The organism is Streptomyces sp. NH27 (assembly GCF_056859195.1).
Window position 1 is genome coordinate 1 of the sequence record NZ_JACEGK010000164.1, and the last position, 14176, is coordinate 14176.

General features: G+C 72.6%; 14 protein-coding genes, 2 pseudogenes and 1 riboswitch. Of the genes and pseudogenes, 5 read left to right on the plus strand and 11 right to left on the minus strand.

What is annotated here, in order from left to right:
• The 3 genes from AC13HU_RS15675 to AC13HU_RS15685 form a co-directional block, all read right to left on the minus strand.
• Positions 1–704 (minus strand): iron chelate uptake ABC transporter family permease subunit (locus AC13HU_RS15675; protein WP_483042475.1); only part of this gene is annotated, 704 nt, incomplete at its 3' end.
• The gene (locus AC13HU_RS15680) at positions 701–1798 is read right to left on the minus strand and encodes an ABC transporter substrate-binding protein (RefSeq protein WP_483042476.1); all 1098 of its coding nucleotides are present in this window, start codon (positions 1796–1798) and stop codon (positions 701–703) included. The genes AC13HU_RS15675 and AC13HU_RS15680, both read right to left, overlap by 4 nt.
• 19 nt (positions 1799–1817) lie before the next feature.
• Positions 1818–2019: riboswitch (cobalamin riboswitch) on the minus strand.
• 278 nt (positions 2020–2297) lie between these two features.
• Positions 2298–3005, minus strand: coding sequence for a G1 family glutamic endopeptidase (locus tag AC13HU_RS15685; RefSeq protein ID WP_483042477.1), 708 nt, complete (start codon positions 3003–3005; stop codon positions 2298–2300).
• Between the two features lie 463 nt (positions 3006–3468).
• Here AC13HU_RS15685 and AC13HU_RS15690 point away from each other — a divergent pair, with 463 nt between their 5' ends.
• On the plus strand, positions 3469–4488 hold the full coding sequence (locus AC13HU_RS15690; RefSeq protein ID WP_483042478.1) for a transcriptional regulator: 1020 nt from the start codon (positions 3469–3471) through the stop codon (positions 4486–4488).
• Between the two features lie 164 nt (positions 4489–4652).
• On the opposite strand, the pseudogene AC13HU_RS15695 reads toward AC13HU_RS15690, so the two are convergent.
• From AC13HU_RS15695 to AC13HU_RS15705, 3 genes and pseudogenes are all read right to left on the minus strand, one after another.
• Positions 4653–5078: pseudogene (locus tag AC13HU_RS15695) on the minus strand (peptide deformylase); the annotation flags it as partial.
• Positions 5079–5242: 164 nt separating this feature from the next.
• A pseudogene (locus AC13HU_RS15700) lies at positions 5243–5521 on the minus strand (peptide deformylase); the annotation flags it as partial.
• Positions 5522–5639: 118 nt separating this feature from the next.
• On the minus strand, positions 5640–6461 hold the full coding sequence (locus tag AC13HU_RS15705) for a class I SAM-dependent methyltransferase (protein ID WP_483042479.1): 822 nt from the start codon (positions 6459–6461) through the stop codon (positions 5640–5642).
• 72 nt (positions 6462–6533) lie between these two features.
• Here AC13HU_RS15705 and AC13HU_RS15710 point away from each other — a divergent pair, with 72 nt between their 5' ends.
• Complete coding sequence (locus AC13HU_RS15710) at positions 6534–7148, plus strand: TetR/AcrR family transcriptional regulator (RefSeq protein WP_483042480.1); 615 nt, start codon at positions 6534–6536, stop codon at positions 7146–7148.
• A gap of 135 nt (positions 7149–7283) precedes the next feature.
• Here the strand turns inward: AC13HU_RS15710 and AC13HU_RS15715 are convergent, their stop codons facing one another.
• A complete protein-coding gene (locus AC13HU_RS15715) occupies positions 7284–7934 on the minus strand; it encodes a VOC family protein (protein ID WP_483042481.1) in 651 nt (216 codons plus the stop codon).
• Positions 7935–8391: 457 nt separating this feature from the next.
• Here AC13HU_RS15715 and AC13HU_RS15720 point away from each other — a divergent pair, with 457 nt between their 5' ends.
• Positions 8392–9066, plus strand: coding sequence for a carbohydrate-binding protein (locus tag AC13HU_RS15720; RefSeq protein WP_483042482.1), 675 nt, complete (start codon positions 8392–8394; stop codon positions 9064–9066).
• A gap of 146 nt (positions 9067–9212) precedes the next feature.
• Here AC13HU_RS15720 and msrA read toward each other — a convergent pair whose 3' ends face one another.
• Positions 9213–9725, minus strand: coding sequence for a peptide-methionine (S)-S-oxide reductase MsrA (gene msrA / locus AC13HU_RS15725; protein WP_483042488.1), 513 nt, complete (start codon positions 9723–9725; stop codon positions 9213–9215).
• Between the two features lie 331 nt (positions 9726–10056).
• Between msrA and AC13HU_RS15730 the strand changes: the two genes are divergently transcribed.
• Entirely contained in the window at positions 10057–10638 is a 582-nt protein-coding gene (locus AC13HU_RS15730; RefSeq protein ID WP_483042483.1) for a COG4315 family predicted lipoprotein, read from the plus strand.
• A gap of 5 nt (positions 10639–10643) precedes the next feature.
• Positions 10644–11252: a DUF6529 family protein gene (locus AC13HU_RS15735; protein WP_483042484.1), complete on the plus strand. Its 609-nt coding sequence runs from the start codon at positions 10644–10646 to the stop codon at positions 11250–11252.
• Positions 11253–11293: 41 nt separating this feature from the next.
• Here the strand turns inward: AC13HU_RS15735 and AC13HU_RS15740 are convergent, their stop codons facing one another.
• Genes AC13HU_RS15740 through AC13HU_RS15750 form a run of 3 tightly spaced genes read right to left on the minus strand, consistent with a single transcriptional unit; the run spans position 11294 to position 13948 of the window.
• Positions 11294–12310, minus strand: a complete 1017-nt coding sequence (locus AC13HU_RS15740) for an NAD(P)/FAD-dependent oxidoreductase (protein WP_483042485.1) — start codon at positions 12308–12310, stop codon at positions 11294–11296.
• On the minus strand, positions 12307–12867 hold the full coding sequence (locus tag AC13HU_RS15745; protein ID WP_483042486.1) for an isoprenylcysteine carboxyl methyltransferase family protein: 561 nt from the start codon (positions 12865–12867) through the stop codon (positions 12307–12309). Before AC13HU_RS15745 ends, AC13HU_RS15740 begins: the two co-directional genes overlap by 4 nt.
• Before the next feature lie 7 nt (positions 12868–12874).
• Positions 12875–13948, minus strand: a complete 1074-nt coding sequence (locus AC13HU_RS15750) for a type III polyketide synthase (protein ID WP_483042487.1) — start codon at positions 13946–13948, stop codon at positions 12875–12877.
• Positions 13949–14176 lie beyond the last annotated feature (228 nt).

The following is a 14176-nucleotide window of genomic DNA, read 5'->3' on the forward strand; positions in this document are numbered from 1 at the left end:
GCCATGAACGCCGTGCCCACGACGGCGACCGCGGCCAGGAACAGCGCCGTGTGCCACCGCACCCCCGCCACCGAGCCCAGCGTCCATTCCATGACGCCGCGGGCGGCGTCCCGATCGCCGAGGACCAGCACGACGAAGGAGGTGAACGCGGCGCACATCTGCCCCACGGCGATCCCGGCCAGGACGGTCCGCGTGCCCGGCAGCGCCCACGAACCCGCACCGGCCAGGGCCATGACGACGGCGGTGGCGAGCAACGCGCCGGCGAAGGCGGCCAGCGGCAGTGCACCGATGGCCGCCGCGCCGGAGCCGACACCCAGGACCAGCACGGTGACCGCGCCGACGGCGGCACCGTCGGAGATGCCGAGCAGGTACGGATCGGCCAGGTCGTTGCCGGTCAGCGTCTGGAGCACCGCGCCGCAGACCGCGAGCCCGGCGCCCGTGGCGGCGGCGCCGACCACGCGCGGCAGCCGCAACTGCCAGACGATCTGGTCGTCCAGCAGCGTGACCTGGTGGTCGCCCAGGCCCAGCCGACGCAGGACGACATCGGCCACCACCCGCGGCGGCTCGTGCACCGAGCCGACGGCAAGACCGAGCAGGCACATCGCCAGCAGCGCGGCGGCGGACACGGCCAGCGCCACCGCCGCGCGCATCGATCCTGCCGGGCGCGCGGTGACGGGGTCGGTGGCGGGGTCGGCGGCCGTCACGAGGCGGCGTGCAGCTCGGCCAGTCCTGCCGCGACCTTGGCGGCACCGTCGGCCAGGAGCACGCCCGGCGTCGACTCCGAGAACGGCACGACGACGAAGGCCCGCTTGCGGACGGCGGTGAGCCGGCTCAGCACGGGATCGTGCTCCAGGTAGGCGATCTTGGACTTCGCCGTGTCCCAGCCGGCGTCCGCGAGGACGATGGCGTCCGGGTTCGCGGCGGCCACCTTCTCCCAGCCGGCGCTCTGCCAGCCGCCCGGCAGCGAGCCGAAGACGTTGTGCGCGCCGACGGCGTCGAGGATGAGCTGCGGTCCGCCGTGGCCGGCACCGACGAAGGGGGTCTTGGTGTCGGAGTCGTACCAGAGCACGTTCAGGCCCTTGCCCGCGCCCTGGGCGGTCAGGCCGGCCAGCGCCTGCTTCTGCTGCCGCTCGATGGCGGCGGCCCGCTCCGGCACCCCGAAGACCTTGGCGACGTCCGCCAGTTCGGCCCACACCGCCTCGAAGGACGCGGCCGGCACCTGCTTGCTGTCGGCGCAGCCGAACGGCGACAGGTAGGAGGGGATGTGCTCGGAATCCAGCTCCGCGCGGGTGCCGGCCACCTTGTCGGTGAAGGCGCTGCTGTAGGAGGCGTAGAGGAAGTCGGGGCGCGCCGCGAGCAGCTTCTCCTTGGTCGGGTACTCCTTGCTGAGCACCGGTACGGAGTCGTAGGCGGCCTTCCACTTGGCCGGGATCGTGTCGTCGAGGTAGGCGGTGCCCGCCATCCGCGACTGCAGACCCAGGGCCAGGGCGACCTCGGTGGCGCCCTCGTTGAGGGTGACCAGCCGCTTCGGGGGTGTGGACACGGTCGTGGTGGCGCCGCAACTGCGCACGCTCACCGCGGTGGGGTGGCCGGAACCGGTGGAGGTGGCGGGGCCGTTCGCGGCGGGTGCTCCCGTGCAGGCGCCCAGGGCGCCGAGGGCGAGCAGGGCCGAGCCGGCGGCAGCGAGCCGGACGGGGCGGGCCCGGCGCGGGCGCGCGGTACGGTCGGGTCCCGGGCGCGCGCCCGGGCGTATGAGCTGATGGATGCGGCGGAACGGGCGCAGCGCGCTGGTCGGCACGTGTTCTCCAAACCCTCGTGGAAGATGTCGCGCCGTGGCCGGTCTCCTGGCTTCCGCATCGATGCTCCACGGCCGACCTTCCCAGGCGACCCGTCGTGGTCCGCCCAGTGGCCCCGACCGCTTCGACGGTCGGCGAGGGCCGCGCAACTCCGCGGCTACAGTGGCGAGGGCCGCACCGGTTTCCCACCGGTTTCCCGAGCACCACGGCACGCGCACGCTACCAAACGCGACAACCCGCCCGACCGGCAGGAGGGGGTCCCAAGGCGCACCGACCTGCGCGTCAGGGTGCGCCGGCGGTCCGAACCGGGCGGTCCGGCGGCCCGACGCATCAGACGGTGGGGGCCCGGCGAGGTGGGTGCCCGCCGGACGCGCTGAGGCCGAGCCCGGGCCCGGGCAGCGTGCGTCGGGCGTCGGCCGGACGGCCGAGGGCGCGCGACGGGGCCGGGCGCGGGGGAACGCGTCCGGCCCCGAGGGAAGTCCCGAGGGAAGATGACGAGCGTCAGCCCGGGATGATCGAGAACGAACCGCCGTTGAGGGCGGTCTCGGTGTACGGGCCGCTGTCGATGGCCTCGGGGTTGTAGGTGTCGAAGGACTGGCCGTTGACGGTGATGCCGCTGAAGTCCTGCTCGTTGAAGGACGGGTAGCTGCCGGTGGGCGACTCGATCACGGCCTCGGCGCTCGCGTCGGACGCGTTGAGCGACGACTGCGTGGTCTTCGACCAGCCCTTGGTGGTGTCGGCCAGCTTCAGGCTGTACGAGCTGCCGCCGCTGGCGACCACGCTGGCGGTGAACACGTCGCCGGCGTCGACCGGTTCGTTGTAGTACACGGGCGCGGCCGGGTACATCTCGTACCAGCCCGAGTACTCGGGGCTGCCGCTGGAGCAGTCCACCTGGACGCCGGTCTGCTCGACCGTCTGCGAGCCGTAGCCGTCGATGCCTATCCAGGGCGCGTAGAGGTCGTTCGAGGAGTTGCAGGTGACCTCGGGCATCGTCCACGAGCCGGAGATGCTGGTGAACGAGCCCTGGGCGATGTAGCCGCCCCAGTTGCTGTCGCCCGAGAAGCCGTGCAGCGGCTGGGCGAAGTGGTGGGCGCCGAACTCGACGGTGGGGGCGGCGGCGCTTGCGGGTCCGGCGAGGGAGGCGCAGGACAGCGCGAGCAGCGCGGCGGCGGCAGCCCTTGTGGGGGCGGCGGTGCGGAAGGTGTGCATCCGGTGAACTCCAATGGTGTGGGAGTTGCGAGGGTGGTGGGGGGAGTCGACCTGCCGTCCGTGGCCCGTCTGGTGGTGGGGGAGGCTTGCCGACAAGGCCGGTGTAGCGATGCTGCTGCCTGCGGTGGGGGTGCCGGAAGGGAAAGGCAGCTACCGGATGCCGCAATGGCGTGAACATGACAACACTCCGAGTGGTGACAGTCCCTTCGGGTGAAGTCCGTTGGGCCGAAGGGGCGTTCGTGCGCCGCGTGGGCGGCGGGCCGGGCTCGGCGTGTTCGACCGCGAGCGGGGCGGCGCGTGGAACGTCGCGCGGAACGTCGCGGACGCGGGATTCGCGATCGACTCGGTGTACCGGTGTGGAGAAATCGGCGTATGAGTGCCCAGGGAACCAGCTGTGAGTACGCTGTCGTCCTTCGGGGTAGTTGAACGGCGCAATGATATTTTGCTATTGCTTGGGGGAGCAATGTTGCGAATTCACTTCACCCACGCCGATCTTGCCCGGGTCCGAGTGGCCAGGACTCCCGACCCGCTGTGGGAGACGGTCCTCGGCCTCCAGCAGTTGATCGGGCGGGACCACGCACCCCTTGCCTACGCGCGGTGGCGGGTCCTGGCGCGGGCCGAGATCGTGCGCCGCGGGCTCGCCCCGATGGCCCGGCTGCTGGCGATGCTGGCCCCGCCCGGCATGCCGTACTTCCCGGACGTCCTCAACCCCTTGGAGGCGGTCGACGGGATGGCCGCGGGGCTCGACGCGCTGCGCCGTACCCCTTGCAGCCGGCTGCGCGGGGAGACCGCCGTGCTCGTACGGACCTGCCCGCCACCCGCCACCGGCGCAGGGTGGCTGCGCGGACTGGCCATGGGGGAGCGCGAGCGGCTGGACGAGCTCGCGGACGCGTTCCGCGGCGTCCACGACGCGGTGATCGCACCCGACTGGAGCGGTGTGGCGGAGGGCATCGCGGCGGACCGGGCCGGGCGCGTCCGGGCCGTGTTGGACGGTGGGGCACACGAGTTGCTGAGCTCGTTGAGACCGGTCGGGCAGTGGGAGCCGCCCGTGCTGCACCTGACCTACCCGGAGGACCGCGACCTGTACTTACGCGGCCGCGGCCTGTACCTGGTGCCGTCCTGGTTCTGCTGGCGTACCCCGGTCGCGCTGGCCGACGCCGACCTGCCGCCGGTGCTGGTCCACCCGGTCGAGCACACCCTGTTCGCCGGTTCCGGCGTGGGCCGCGAGCACCGCGCCGACGCCCTGGCCCGCTTGCTCGGCGCCACCCGCGCCCGCGCCCTCGGCGCGCTACAGGCTCCGGCGACCAACGGCGAACTCGCCTGCCGCCTGGAGACCTCCGCCGCCTCCGCCAGCAAGCACGCGAAGGCGCTGCGCGACGCCGGGCTCGTCGCCAGCCGCCGAGAGGGCGGCAGCGTCATCCATGCGGTCACGCCGCTCGGCGCCGCCGTGCTCGACGGGGCCCTGCCGAGTGGCGCCCGCTGAACGCTGCCCGAGGAACGCAGCTCACTGAACGCTGTTGAGGGTTGCCCGCCGACGGTCCCGCCCGCGTGCCGCGTGCCGAACCCCTCGGCCGAGCGCCGAGCACCGACTGGCCGACTGGCCGACTCACCGACTGGCCGACTCGCCGACCGTCCCCCCGGTCCGCGTCAGCGCGCCTGCGCCGGCGGCTCCCGCGGATACTCCTTGCCCAGGCGTGCGGCGTTGGCGGCGCGGCGGGCGAGCACGGCGTCCTTGCCCGCGGCCATCTCCCGCAGGGCGGACCTGCGTTCGCGCGCGGAGAGCCGGTCGAGGTAGAGGTGGCCGTGCAAATGGTCGGTCTCGTGCTGGAGGCAGCGGGCGAAGTAGCCGCGGCCCTCGACCGTGATCGGCGTGCCGTCCTTGTCGCGCCCGCGCACCACCGTGTGGTCCGGCCGGGCGAGCGGCACATAAGGACCCGGCACCGACAGGCAGCCCTCCGGCTCCTCCACGAGCCGGCGGCGCGCGGCCGGCGCCTCGTCCAGCACCGGGTTGACGATGTGCCCGACGTGCCGCACTCCCCACTCGTCGGTGATGTCCCACACGAACAGCCGTAACGACCTGGGGAGCAATAGGGAGTGGATCAGGGAGCGGTGTCATGGGGCTTCGGATCCAAGGCGGAGGAGGGAGGCGATGCGGAGCCATCGTCGACCGACGACAACGCCGGAGGCGGAGTCGCAGGGCGGCGCGAGCCCGCTCCCTATTGCTCCCCAGGTCGCAAGTCCACGCCGACTTGGTTGGCGGCGATGGCCGCGCCGTCGGCGACGTGGTTGGTGGCGAACATGTCGTCGACCAGCCGGGCCAGCTCCGCCCCGCCGAACTCCACCACCTCGCGGCAGGGTCGCGCCAGCACCTCCTCGCCGACGACGGTGATACGGCGCACCGTGCCGCGCCCGGCCTCGGGGGTGATACGGGGATACGAGGCGACCGGCCGGCCCAGGACCCGTACCCGCGTGTCCTGATTCCGCGCCGGGCCGCCGCCCCCGAGCCCAACTGCCACGACTGTCAACGCCCTTCACATCCCGCCCGACCGAACTCTTTGCAAAGTAGCACGCTTTGCAAAGGGTTCGGCCGCCCCCGACGGCGGGAGTCGAGGAACATCCACGACGGCTCGTGCGCTACTCGGCGCCCAGGCGCACGGCGGTGGTCGTCAGAGTGGCGGAGTACATCGTGAAGCGGCCGCCCAGAGCGTCGATGGCCTGGCCGACCGCGCCCAGTATCCGGGCCAGTTGGTCGGGACGGAGCCGGGTGAGGCCGCCGGTGGTGGGGAGCAGGTCCAGCCATTGGTCGCGCGTGTAGGACCGCTCCCAGTCGAATCGCCACTGTTCCGGTTCGTCGAACTGCTCGGTCTCGCGGATCTTGTCGGCGATCTTCGCGTACCCCGCTTGGTACAAGTCCAGTGGACGTCGCGCCGGTTGATCGCCGAACGGGGAGCCGGGTGCTACCTGACGGTAGGCGGCCGCGAACGGCTCGGCGACCTCGGCGGGCGGCTCGAGTACGTGCCCGAAGACCGCCAGGCGCCCGTGCGGACGCAGCACCTGTGCCGCCTTCACGGCGCCGGCGACCGGGTCCACCCAGTGCCATGACTGGGCGGCGATCAATGTGTCGAAGGTTCGGCCGGCCGGCTCCCAGGCTTCGAAGGCCGCCACCTCGACCTGCACGCCTCGGGTTCGCGCGAAGTCGGCCATCCGTGCGTCCGGCTCGACACCGAGCACGGTGCAACCGGCGGCCTGGAACTGCCGGGCCGCGATGCCCGTGCCGCAACCGACGTCGAGCACGTCGGCCCCCGGGCGCCCGGCGACGACACGCGTCACCAGGTCATCGGGGTAGCCCGGCCGGGCCTGGTCGTAGCGTTGCGCGTCGGTGCCGAAGGACTCGGCCATCTGCCGAGCCTGGTGCAGTGGCACCGGTTCCGGTTGCTCTCGCGGCAGAGTGGGCATGCGTTCACTTTGGTGGGCAAGCGCCCACATGCCAACGGATGCCAGGAGCCTGGCCCACGAGAGGATCTGCGAGTGCCGACCGGGGTCCACCTTCGCGACGCGCGGCAGCAGCTGTTCGACGCCGCCGAACGCGTGCTGCTGCGGGACGGTCCGAACGGCCTGACCAGCCGGGCCGTCACCGACGAGGCGGCCTGCGCCAAAGGCGTCCTGCACCGGCACTTCGCCGACTTCGACGCCTTCCTCACCGAGCTCGTGCTCGACCGTGCCGCACAGCTCGACACGCAGGCGCAGGCGCTGCGCGAGACCGTCGGCACCGGCACCGTGACTGACAACCTCACCGGCGCGCTGACCACCCTGTTCGGACCGGTTCCCGTGGCGATCATCCCGCTGATCACATTCCGGGACGAGTTGCGCGCGCGGCTGCGGCAGGCCAGGCCCGGCGGCGGCATCGCGATCCTCGCCCAGGTCGCGACCGCGGTTTCCGCCTACCTGGCCGACGAGCGTGCCATGGGCCGCATTTCGGCCGACGCCGACATCGACTCGCTCACCCTCTCCCTGGTCGGCGGCGGACATCTCCTGTTCGCCGACCGCGACCGCGACCCCGACCCGCCGACCACGGCAACCGTCAACAAGCTGGTGACCACGGTGCTCGCCGACGTCGTACGACGGCGGTCGCACCGAGCCTGACCTGCGGCCCGCCCGGCGGCCGGACATGACGAGGACCCGGCCGAACGTGTCGGCCGGGCCCTTCTCCCGGCAGGGGGCCAACAGATGCCGGGCGCGTGCCGGACGGCAGGGCTCGGTGGCAGAGCTGACGGCAACTCAGTCGCGGCCCATCCAGGTCGCGACGTCCGCCTCGTTGCCCTCCGGATCGGCCAGCGTCCACCAGGCCGGCGCGTGCGCGTCGGAGATCAGCCGGCCGCCGGCGGTGATCGCCGCCGCGATCCGCTCCTCGGCCTGGTCGTGGGGGACGGAGACGTCGATGTGGAGGCGGTTGCGCTGGGCGCGCGGTGCGTCCATCGCCTGGAACCAGAACGGCGGTTCGCTGCCGTTCGGGTCCACCAGGTCCGCCTCGCCCGCATCGCGGTAGCCGAGCAGGGCGCGCCAGAACGGCATCACCCGCGGGCCGACGAGCGCGTCGATAGTGACCTGGAGGGTCTTCAGCGCGGTCGGGTCGGCCGGCACGCCCAACTCCCGTGCCGCCGCCGAGATCGCCCGGGCCAGCTCGACGTCGCGCTCGCTCAACCCGTCGACCTCGTGCGTCGTCAGACGTACCGTCACCCCGGGGTAGCGCAGGTCCACGTCCGGGTGGTGGTTCGCGGCGTCGGCCAGCGTGCCGATCGCGTCCACGAGCTTGACGCCGGTCGCGAACGACCCGGTACGGAAGTACGCGCTCGCCCCCGCGAAGAGCACCCGCCAGTCATCGACTCCGGCCGCCTCGTGGAACTGCCTCGGTGTGATGCTTTCGACCATGCGCGGCAACGTAACACCGCCGAGACGCACATCGCCGTCCCCGTGATGGTGGACCCGGGTCCAAGCCGCCCGATTCCACCCGACCGGCCCCGACCTGCCCCGGTCGGCGCCCGACCAGGCCCGACCACCTCCCGGCGCGCCACCTCCCGGACCGCCTTGCGCGGGCCCGCGCGCAGAGCCCACACAAGACCCCACACGGACCCGCACGCGGACCTCACCACACCCCCACCCCGACCCAGCGCTCGGAGTGTTGCAAGCCCCTGCAAGGAATCAACGAAAATTGATTCGGATATTGCGGCTCTGTATCCCAGGGGTTACGGTCCTCTGCGTCGTGACCCACGCCACTCTGCTCTCGCAACTCCCTCTGGCCACTTGAGTCCCATCACGTCCGCCGTCCCGAGGCGGGCGCGGTGCCGCCGGCGGAGCCGACCGGGCGGTGTGCGAAAAGGAGCAAGACATGTCCCAACCCCTCCGAAGCCTCCGGCGGACGGCCGCCATCGGCGGCTGTGCCGCGCTGCTCGCCTCGGCTGGCCCCCTCGCGCTGAGCGCCCCTCCGGCGTTCGCCGCCGCGACCGGCGGCAGCGGCGCGAGCCTTCCCTACAGCGAGGTGCAGGCGGAGAACTCCGCCACCAACGGCACGGTGATCGGGCCGAGTTACGCCCAGGGCCAGTTGGCCGACGAGGCGTCGAACCGTAAGGCGGTGACACTCCAGGGCACCGGCAAGTACGTCACCTTCACCACGCCGGTCGCCACCAACTCGATCGACTTCCGTTGCAGCATCCCCGACACCGGCGACGGTTCGGTGTACACGGCGCCGCTGTCGCTGTACGTCAACGGCACCAACATGCTGATCGAGCAGAGCCCTTACGAGGCCGTGCAGTGGGTCGAGGGCACCATCAGCGGGGTCAGCCTCGACAACGTGACGATCAGCGGGGCCGGCACCTTCGCGCTGCAGGAACAGACCGGCGGCGCCGCGAAGTTCACCGGTGTCACCGCGACCGGGATCGGCGCCTCCTCGCCGGTCTACAACTGCGAGGGCGGCAACTTCGCGGTCACCGACGGCGGCGGCAACTCCGGGATCGACGGCACTCCGTACTGCGGCGGCTGGCCGACCCCGGTCTTCCCTGCCTGATCCGGGGCCCCGGGGCGTCCTCGTCCTGATCCACGCTCCTGCGGTGCCGCCGGGTGCGATGCGCGCCCGGCGGCACCTTTCGCGCCCCCTTACGTCCTCCGCGGCTGCGCCCCGCTTCCCCGGCCGGATTCCGTCTCCCGGTGCGGTCAGCCCCTGGCGCGGGCCGGCAGCTTCCAGTTCGGGCGCGGGAAGTGGCAGGTGTACCCGTCGGGGTACCGCTCCAGGTAGTCCTGGTGCTCGGGCTCGGCCGCCCAGAACGGGCCGGCCGGCTCGACCTCGGTGACCACCTTGTCGGGCCACAGGCCGGAGGCGTCCACGTCCGCGATGGTGTCCTCGGCGATCAGCTTCTGCTCGTCGTCGACGTAGTAGATCGCCGAGCGGTAGCTGAGGCCGATGTCGTTGCCCTGGCGGTCCTTCGTGCTGGGGTCGTGGATCTGGAAGAAGAACTCCAGCAGCGTGCGGTAGTCCGTGCGCTCGGGGTCGAAGAGGATCTCGATGGCCTCCGCGTGCGTGCCGTGGTTGCGGTAGGTGGCGTTCGGCACGTCGCCACCGGTGTAGCCGACCCGGGTCGCGGTCACGCCCGGCTGCCGGCGGATCAGGTCCTGCATCCCCCAGAAGCATCCGCCGGCCAGTACGGCCCTCTGCGTCTGCGCGGCCATCTCGGTCCTCCCACTCGTGGTCGTCACGTTTCTCCACCGACGTCAACGCTTGCCGGGCCGACACGATTCCATCACCCCGCGGAGTTCTGCCGGACCGGGCCGGACCAGCGCCGGATCGCGTGCGATCACGCCGGGTCCCGTGCGGAGGTCTCGTGCGGGGGTCCCGGGCCCGGGACCCGTGCCCGGGCCCGCCACCAGGAGGCCGGCCGCTGTGCTGGAAATACGCCGGAAGGGTGGACTCGGCGGCGCGTGCGTGCGCCGGGAGCCGGGAGCGTCGCGGCTGAGGGCGACGCTGTGAGCCCATCGCCCTGCTCACATTTCGGAGCCCTTGATGAAGCGCACCGCCAGGGTGGCCACCTGTGCCGCCGCAGCCCTGTTTGCCGCCGTGTTGACCGGCTGTTCCTCCGGCAGCAGTGCCACGTCCGCCGCCGGCTCGGCGTCGAGCGGCGGTTCCTCCGGGGGCTACGGCACCACTGCGTCCAAGTCCGCCAGTCCGTCGAAGTCCGCCAGCCCGTCCAGCTCCGCCAGCACGGCGATCGCGAAGGCGCAGGCCACGGTCGCCACCAAGACCGTGGGCAAGCTCGGCTCCATCCTGGTCGACGCCAAGGGCCGCACGCTCTACCTGTTCGACGCCGACAAGAAGGACAAGTCGAACTGCACCGGTGCCTGCGTCGCCGTCTGGCCGCCCCTGCTCACCACCAAGGGCGCCGCGAAGGGGGGCAAGGGCGTGGACAAGATGCTGCTCGGCGCGCTCACCCGCTCCGGCGGCGCCACGCAGGTCACCTACAACGGCCACCCGCTGTACTACTACAGCCACGACACCAAGGCCGGCCAGACCAACGGGCAGGGCCTCAAGCAGTTCGGCGCGCTGTGGTACGTCGTGAACGCCCAGGGCAAGCAGGTCACGAGCTGAGCCGGTTGGCAGGCGAACCGCATGAGCGGCGGCGCGGGCCCGGTGCCCGCGCCGCGCTCGTCGTTCTCGGTGTCCTGCTGCCCATCGCGGTCGGTGTCGGGATCTACGCGTTCGGCAAGGAGCACACCCCCGACTACAACAGCGGGCTCTACGGGCAGCACGGCGCCGACGAGGTCGACCTCAAGGCCCGGCTCGGCAGCGCACTGCTCTGCCTCGTCCTCATCCAGTACGGGCTCGCGCTGTGGATGTTCGGGCGCATTCCCGGGGTGCGGTCCGCGCCGCTGCGGGTGCGTACCTGGCACCGCGTGCTCGGGTACTTCCTCTTCCTCTTCTCCCTGCCGATCGCGTTCCACTGCCTCGTCACCTACGGGATCGAGACCAACTCCCCCCGCGTGGCGATCCACTCCTTCGCGGGGTGCGCCTTCTACGGCGCGTTCGTGGCGAAGGTCACCGTCGTCCGCAGCAAGCGGCTGCCCGGGTTCCTGCTCCCGGTCATGGGCTCCCTCCTCCTCGTCGGGGTCGCCCTCCTCTGGTACACCGCGGCCCTCTGGGTCCTCAACGACTACTCGGTCCCCGGCCTTTCCTCGACCTTCACGGTGGTGGCTCCCGGGTAGCGCGTTCCTGCAACGACCCGGGGAGTCGCCGCACCGGCTTCCTACGCGAGCTGGTTGACCACGGCAGTGAAGAGCGCGGGAAAGCGCGCCGCGGCGGGCACGATGCGGGGGCCCACCCCAGGGTTGCCGCGGGCGCGCAGCAGCAGGGTCGTGAGGGCACGGTGCCGTCGCGACATCGCGCGCCACGCGCGCTCGTAGGTGTCGGGCCGGTCGGCCCGCACGCAGCGGACCAGTTCCGCGGCGCCGCGCACCGCGAGGGAGACCCCCTCGCCGGTGAGCGCGTCGACGTAGCCGGCGGCGTCGCCGACGAGCAGTACACGGCCGGCGGCGCGGGCGCGGACCGGCTGGCGCAGGGGCCCGGCGCCGCGGACCGGGGTGGCCGCGGTGTGCGGGAGCCGGGCCGCGAGCGCGGGGAAGGCGGCGAGGTGGTGGTCGAAGGGCGCGCGGTCGCAGGTGAGGAGGGCGACGCCGACGAGGTCGGGCCCGACGGGCGTGACATACGCCTCCGCGCGGGCGGACCAGTGCACCTCGACGCAGTCGGTCCACGGCGGCACCGCGAAGTGCCGGCGCAGGCCGTAGCGGGCAGGCGCGGGATCGGGCGGTCCGGACAGCCCCAGGGCGCGCCGGATGGGGGAGTGCAGGCCGTCCGCGGCGGCGAGGTAGCGCGCGGTGAGCCCGGCCGCGGTCACACCGTCCGGGCCCTGCCGTACCGCGTCGATCCGCAACGGCATGACGGGAACGCCGAGTTGGGCGGCCCGGCGGGCGAGCGCCGCGTGCAGTTCGGTGCGCCGCACCCCCCGCCCGGGACCGGCCCGGAAGTGCGCCTCGGCCTCGTACCGGGCATCGACGTAGCGGATGCCGCGCAGCGGACGCCCGTTGACGGACACGCCGAGATCGGCGAGGGCGCGTACGGCGGCGGGCATCAGGCCCTCGCCGCACGCCTTGTCCACCGGGCCCGGCCGGGGCTCGGCGACCACCACGTCCAGCCCGGCCCGCGCCGCGTGGATCGCGGTGGCCAGCCCGGCCGGCCCGCCCCCTACGACGAGCAGGTCGATCACGGCGCGGCCACCGCGACGGCCGGGACCGTACCGGGCGAGGCCGCCAGCGCGGCGTTCTCGCAGCGCAGCCGGACCGCGAGCAGCGGCGTGTCGAGCAGGGTGAAGCAGACCGCGGTGATCCAGGCGCCGTGCACCAGCGGCAGCGCGGCGCCCTCGACGACGACCGCGAGGTAGTTGGGGTGGCTCATCAGCCGGTACGGTCCGCTATCGACCAGCGGCAGGTCCGGCACCACGATCACCCGGGTGTTCCAGCGCGGCCCGAGCGTGTGGATGCACCACCAGCGCAACGCCTGTGCGGCCAGGGCGAGTACGAGCATCGGCCAGCCGAGCGCGGGCACGAACGGCCGCCCGCCCCACCCGGTCTCCACCAGGCACCCGGCCAGCAGACCGGTGTGCAGCAGCACCATCACCGGGTAGTGGCCGCGGCCGTACTCGACGCCGCCGCGGGCGCGGCTCCACGCCGCGTTGCGCCGTGCGGTGACCAGTTCGACCAGCCGCTCGACGCCGACCAGCAGCACGAGCACGGTGTACGCGGTGGACAGGGAGAACGACGGCATCGGTGGCCTACCAGCGGAGAAGGACGAGTTCGGAACTGAAGCCCGGGCCCATCGCGAGCATCAGGCCGGGGGTTCCGGCCAGCGGAGGGCGGCGGTCCAGGGTGTCGCGCAGGATGTGCAGCACGGACGCGGAGGAGAGGTTGCCGACCTCCGCGAGTGAGCGCCATGTCAACTCCAGGGCGCGCGCGGGCAGATCGAGGGCGGCCCGGACCGCCTCCAGCACCTTCGGGCCGCCCGGGTGGCAGATCCAGCCCGTGACGTCCGCCGGTTTCAGGTCGTGGTCGGTGAGGAACTCCCTTACCTCCGGGCCGAGATGGCGCAGCACCGTGTCCGGCAGGTCGCTGCCCAGCACGATCCGGAAGCCGCTGTCACCGATGTCCCAGCCGAGCAGCCGCTCGGTGTCCGGGTAGAGGTGGCTGCGGGTCGCCACCGTTTCCGGGCCGTGCTCAGGGCGCTGCGCTCGCGCCGCGGGGTGCTGGTGGCCGACCGCCACCAGTGCGGCGGCGCCGTCGCCGAAGAGGGAACCTGCCACCACGTTCGCCGTGGAGGCGTCACCGCGTTGCACCGTCAGCGAGCACAACTCCACGCAGAGCAGCACCGCTACGCCTCCCGGGTGCCCTTCCAGGTAGTCGTGCACCCGGGCGAGTCCCGCGGCTCCCGCGACGCAGCCCAGCCCGAAGATCGGGACCCGCTTCACGTGCGCCGGCAGCCCCCACCGGCTTGCCAGCCGGGCCTCGATCGACGGTACGGCCAGGCCCGTCACCGACGTCGAGACCACCAACTCCACGTCGGCGGCGGCGATGTCCGCGCGGGCCAGGGCGCCCCTGACGGCTTCCTCCGCCAACTCCGTTGCCGCGCCCACGTATGCGGCGTTCGCCGCGCCGAACCCTCCCAACGTGCCGTATCTCTCCAACGGCAGCGCCAGGTACCTGCTCTGCACGGTGGACGCCGCATGGATACGGTCCAGCACCCCTCGGCCCTCCGGGCCCACCGTCCCCATCTCCACGAGGGCATCCCTGATTTCGTGCTGCTCGTACCGGTACGGCGGCAGCACGCCATGGACGCCCACAATTCGGCTCATTGGCCCAGCATAGGAAGAATGTCACCAAATCCTTCCAAACGCGGCCGGAGGGCGGCGAGCCGTGGCGGCGCACCGGACCCGGGCCGCTTAGCGTTGCGGGGTGGCGGTCGACGCGGGCGCGAGCAGTGGGATGGCATGGGGGCTGGTGAAGGCATCGCATCCGGAGCCGACCGTGGCGGTGACGGTGCTGGTGACGGCGCTCGCGGGGGCGTCGGGGCAGGGTGCGGG

What these genes read in the sequence shown, in the direction of transcription:
- AC13HU_RS15690 (WP_483042478.1), top strand. Translation starts at nt 3,469, where the DNA reads ATGTTGCGAATTCACTTCACCCACGCCGATCTTGCCCGGGTCCGAGTG.
- msrA (WP_483042488.1), bottom strand. Translation starts at nt 9,725, where the DNA reads ATGGCCGCGCAGACGCAGAGGGCCGTACTGGCCGGCGGATGCTTCTGG.
- AC13HU_RS15685 (WP_483042477.1), bottom strand. Translation starts at nt 3,005, where the DNA reads ATGCACACCTTCCGCACCGCCGCCCCCACAAGGGCTGCCGCCGCCGCG.
- AC13HU_RS15715 (WP_483042481.1), bottom strand. Translation starts at nt 7,934, where the DNA reads ATGGTCGAAAGCATCACACCGAGGCAGTTCCACGAGGCGGCCGGAGTC.
- AC13HU_RS15745 (WP_483042486.1), bottom strand. Translation starts at nt 12,867, where the DNA reads ATGCCGTCGTTCTCCCTGTCCACCGCGTACACCGTGCTCGTGCTGCTG.
- AC13HU_RS15750 (WP_483042487.1), bottom strand. Translation starts at nt 13,948, where the DNA reads ATGAGCCGAATTGTGGGCGTCCATGGCGTGCTGCCGCCGTACCGGTAC.
- AC13HU_RS15705 (WP_483042479.1), bottom strand. Translation starts at nt 6,461, where the DNA reads ATGCCCACTCTGCCGCGAGAGCAACCGGAACCGGTGCCACTGCACCAG.
- AC13HU_RS15720 (WP_483042482.1), top strand. Translation starts at nt 8,392, where the DNA reads ATGTCCCAACCCCTCCGAAGCCTCCGGCGGACGGCCGCCATCGGCGGC.
- AC13HU_RS15730 (WP_483042483.1), top strand. Translation starts at nt 10,057, where the DNA reads ATGAAGCGCACCGCCAGGGTGGCCACCTGTGCCGCCGCAGCCCTGTTT.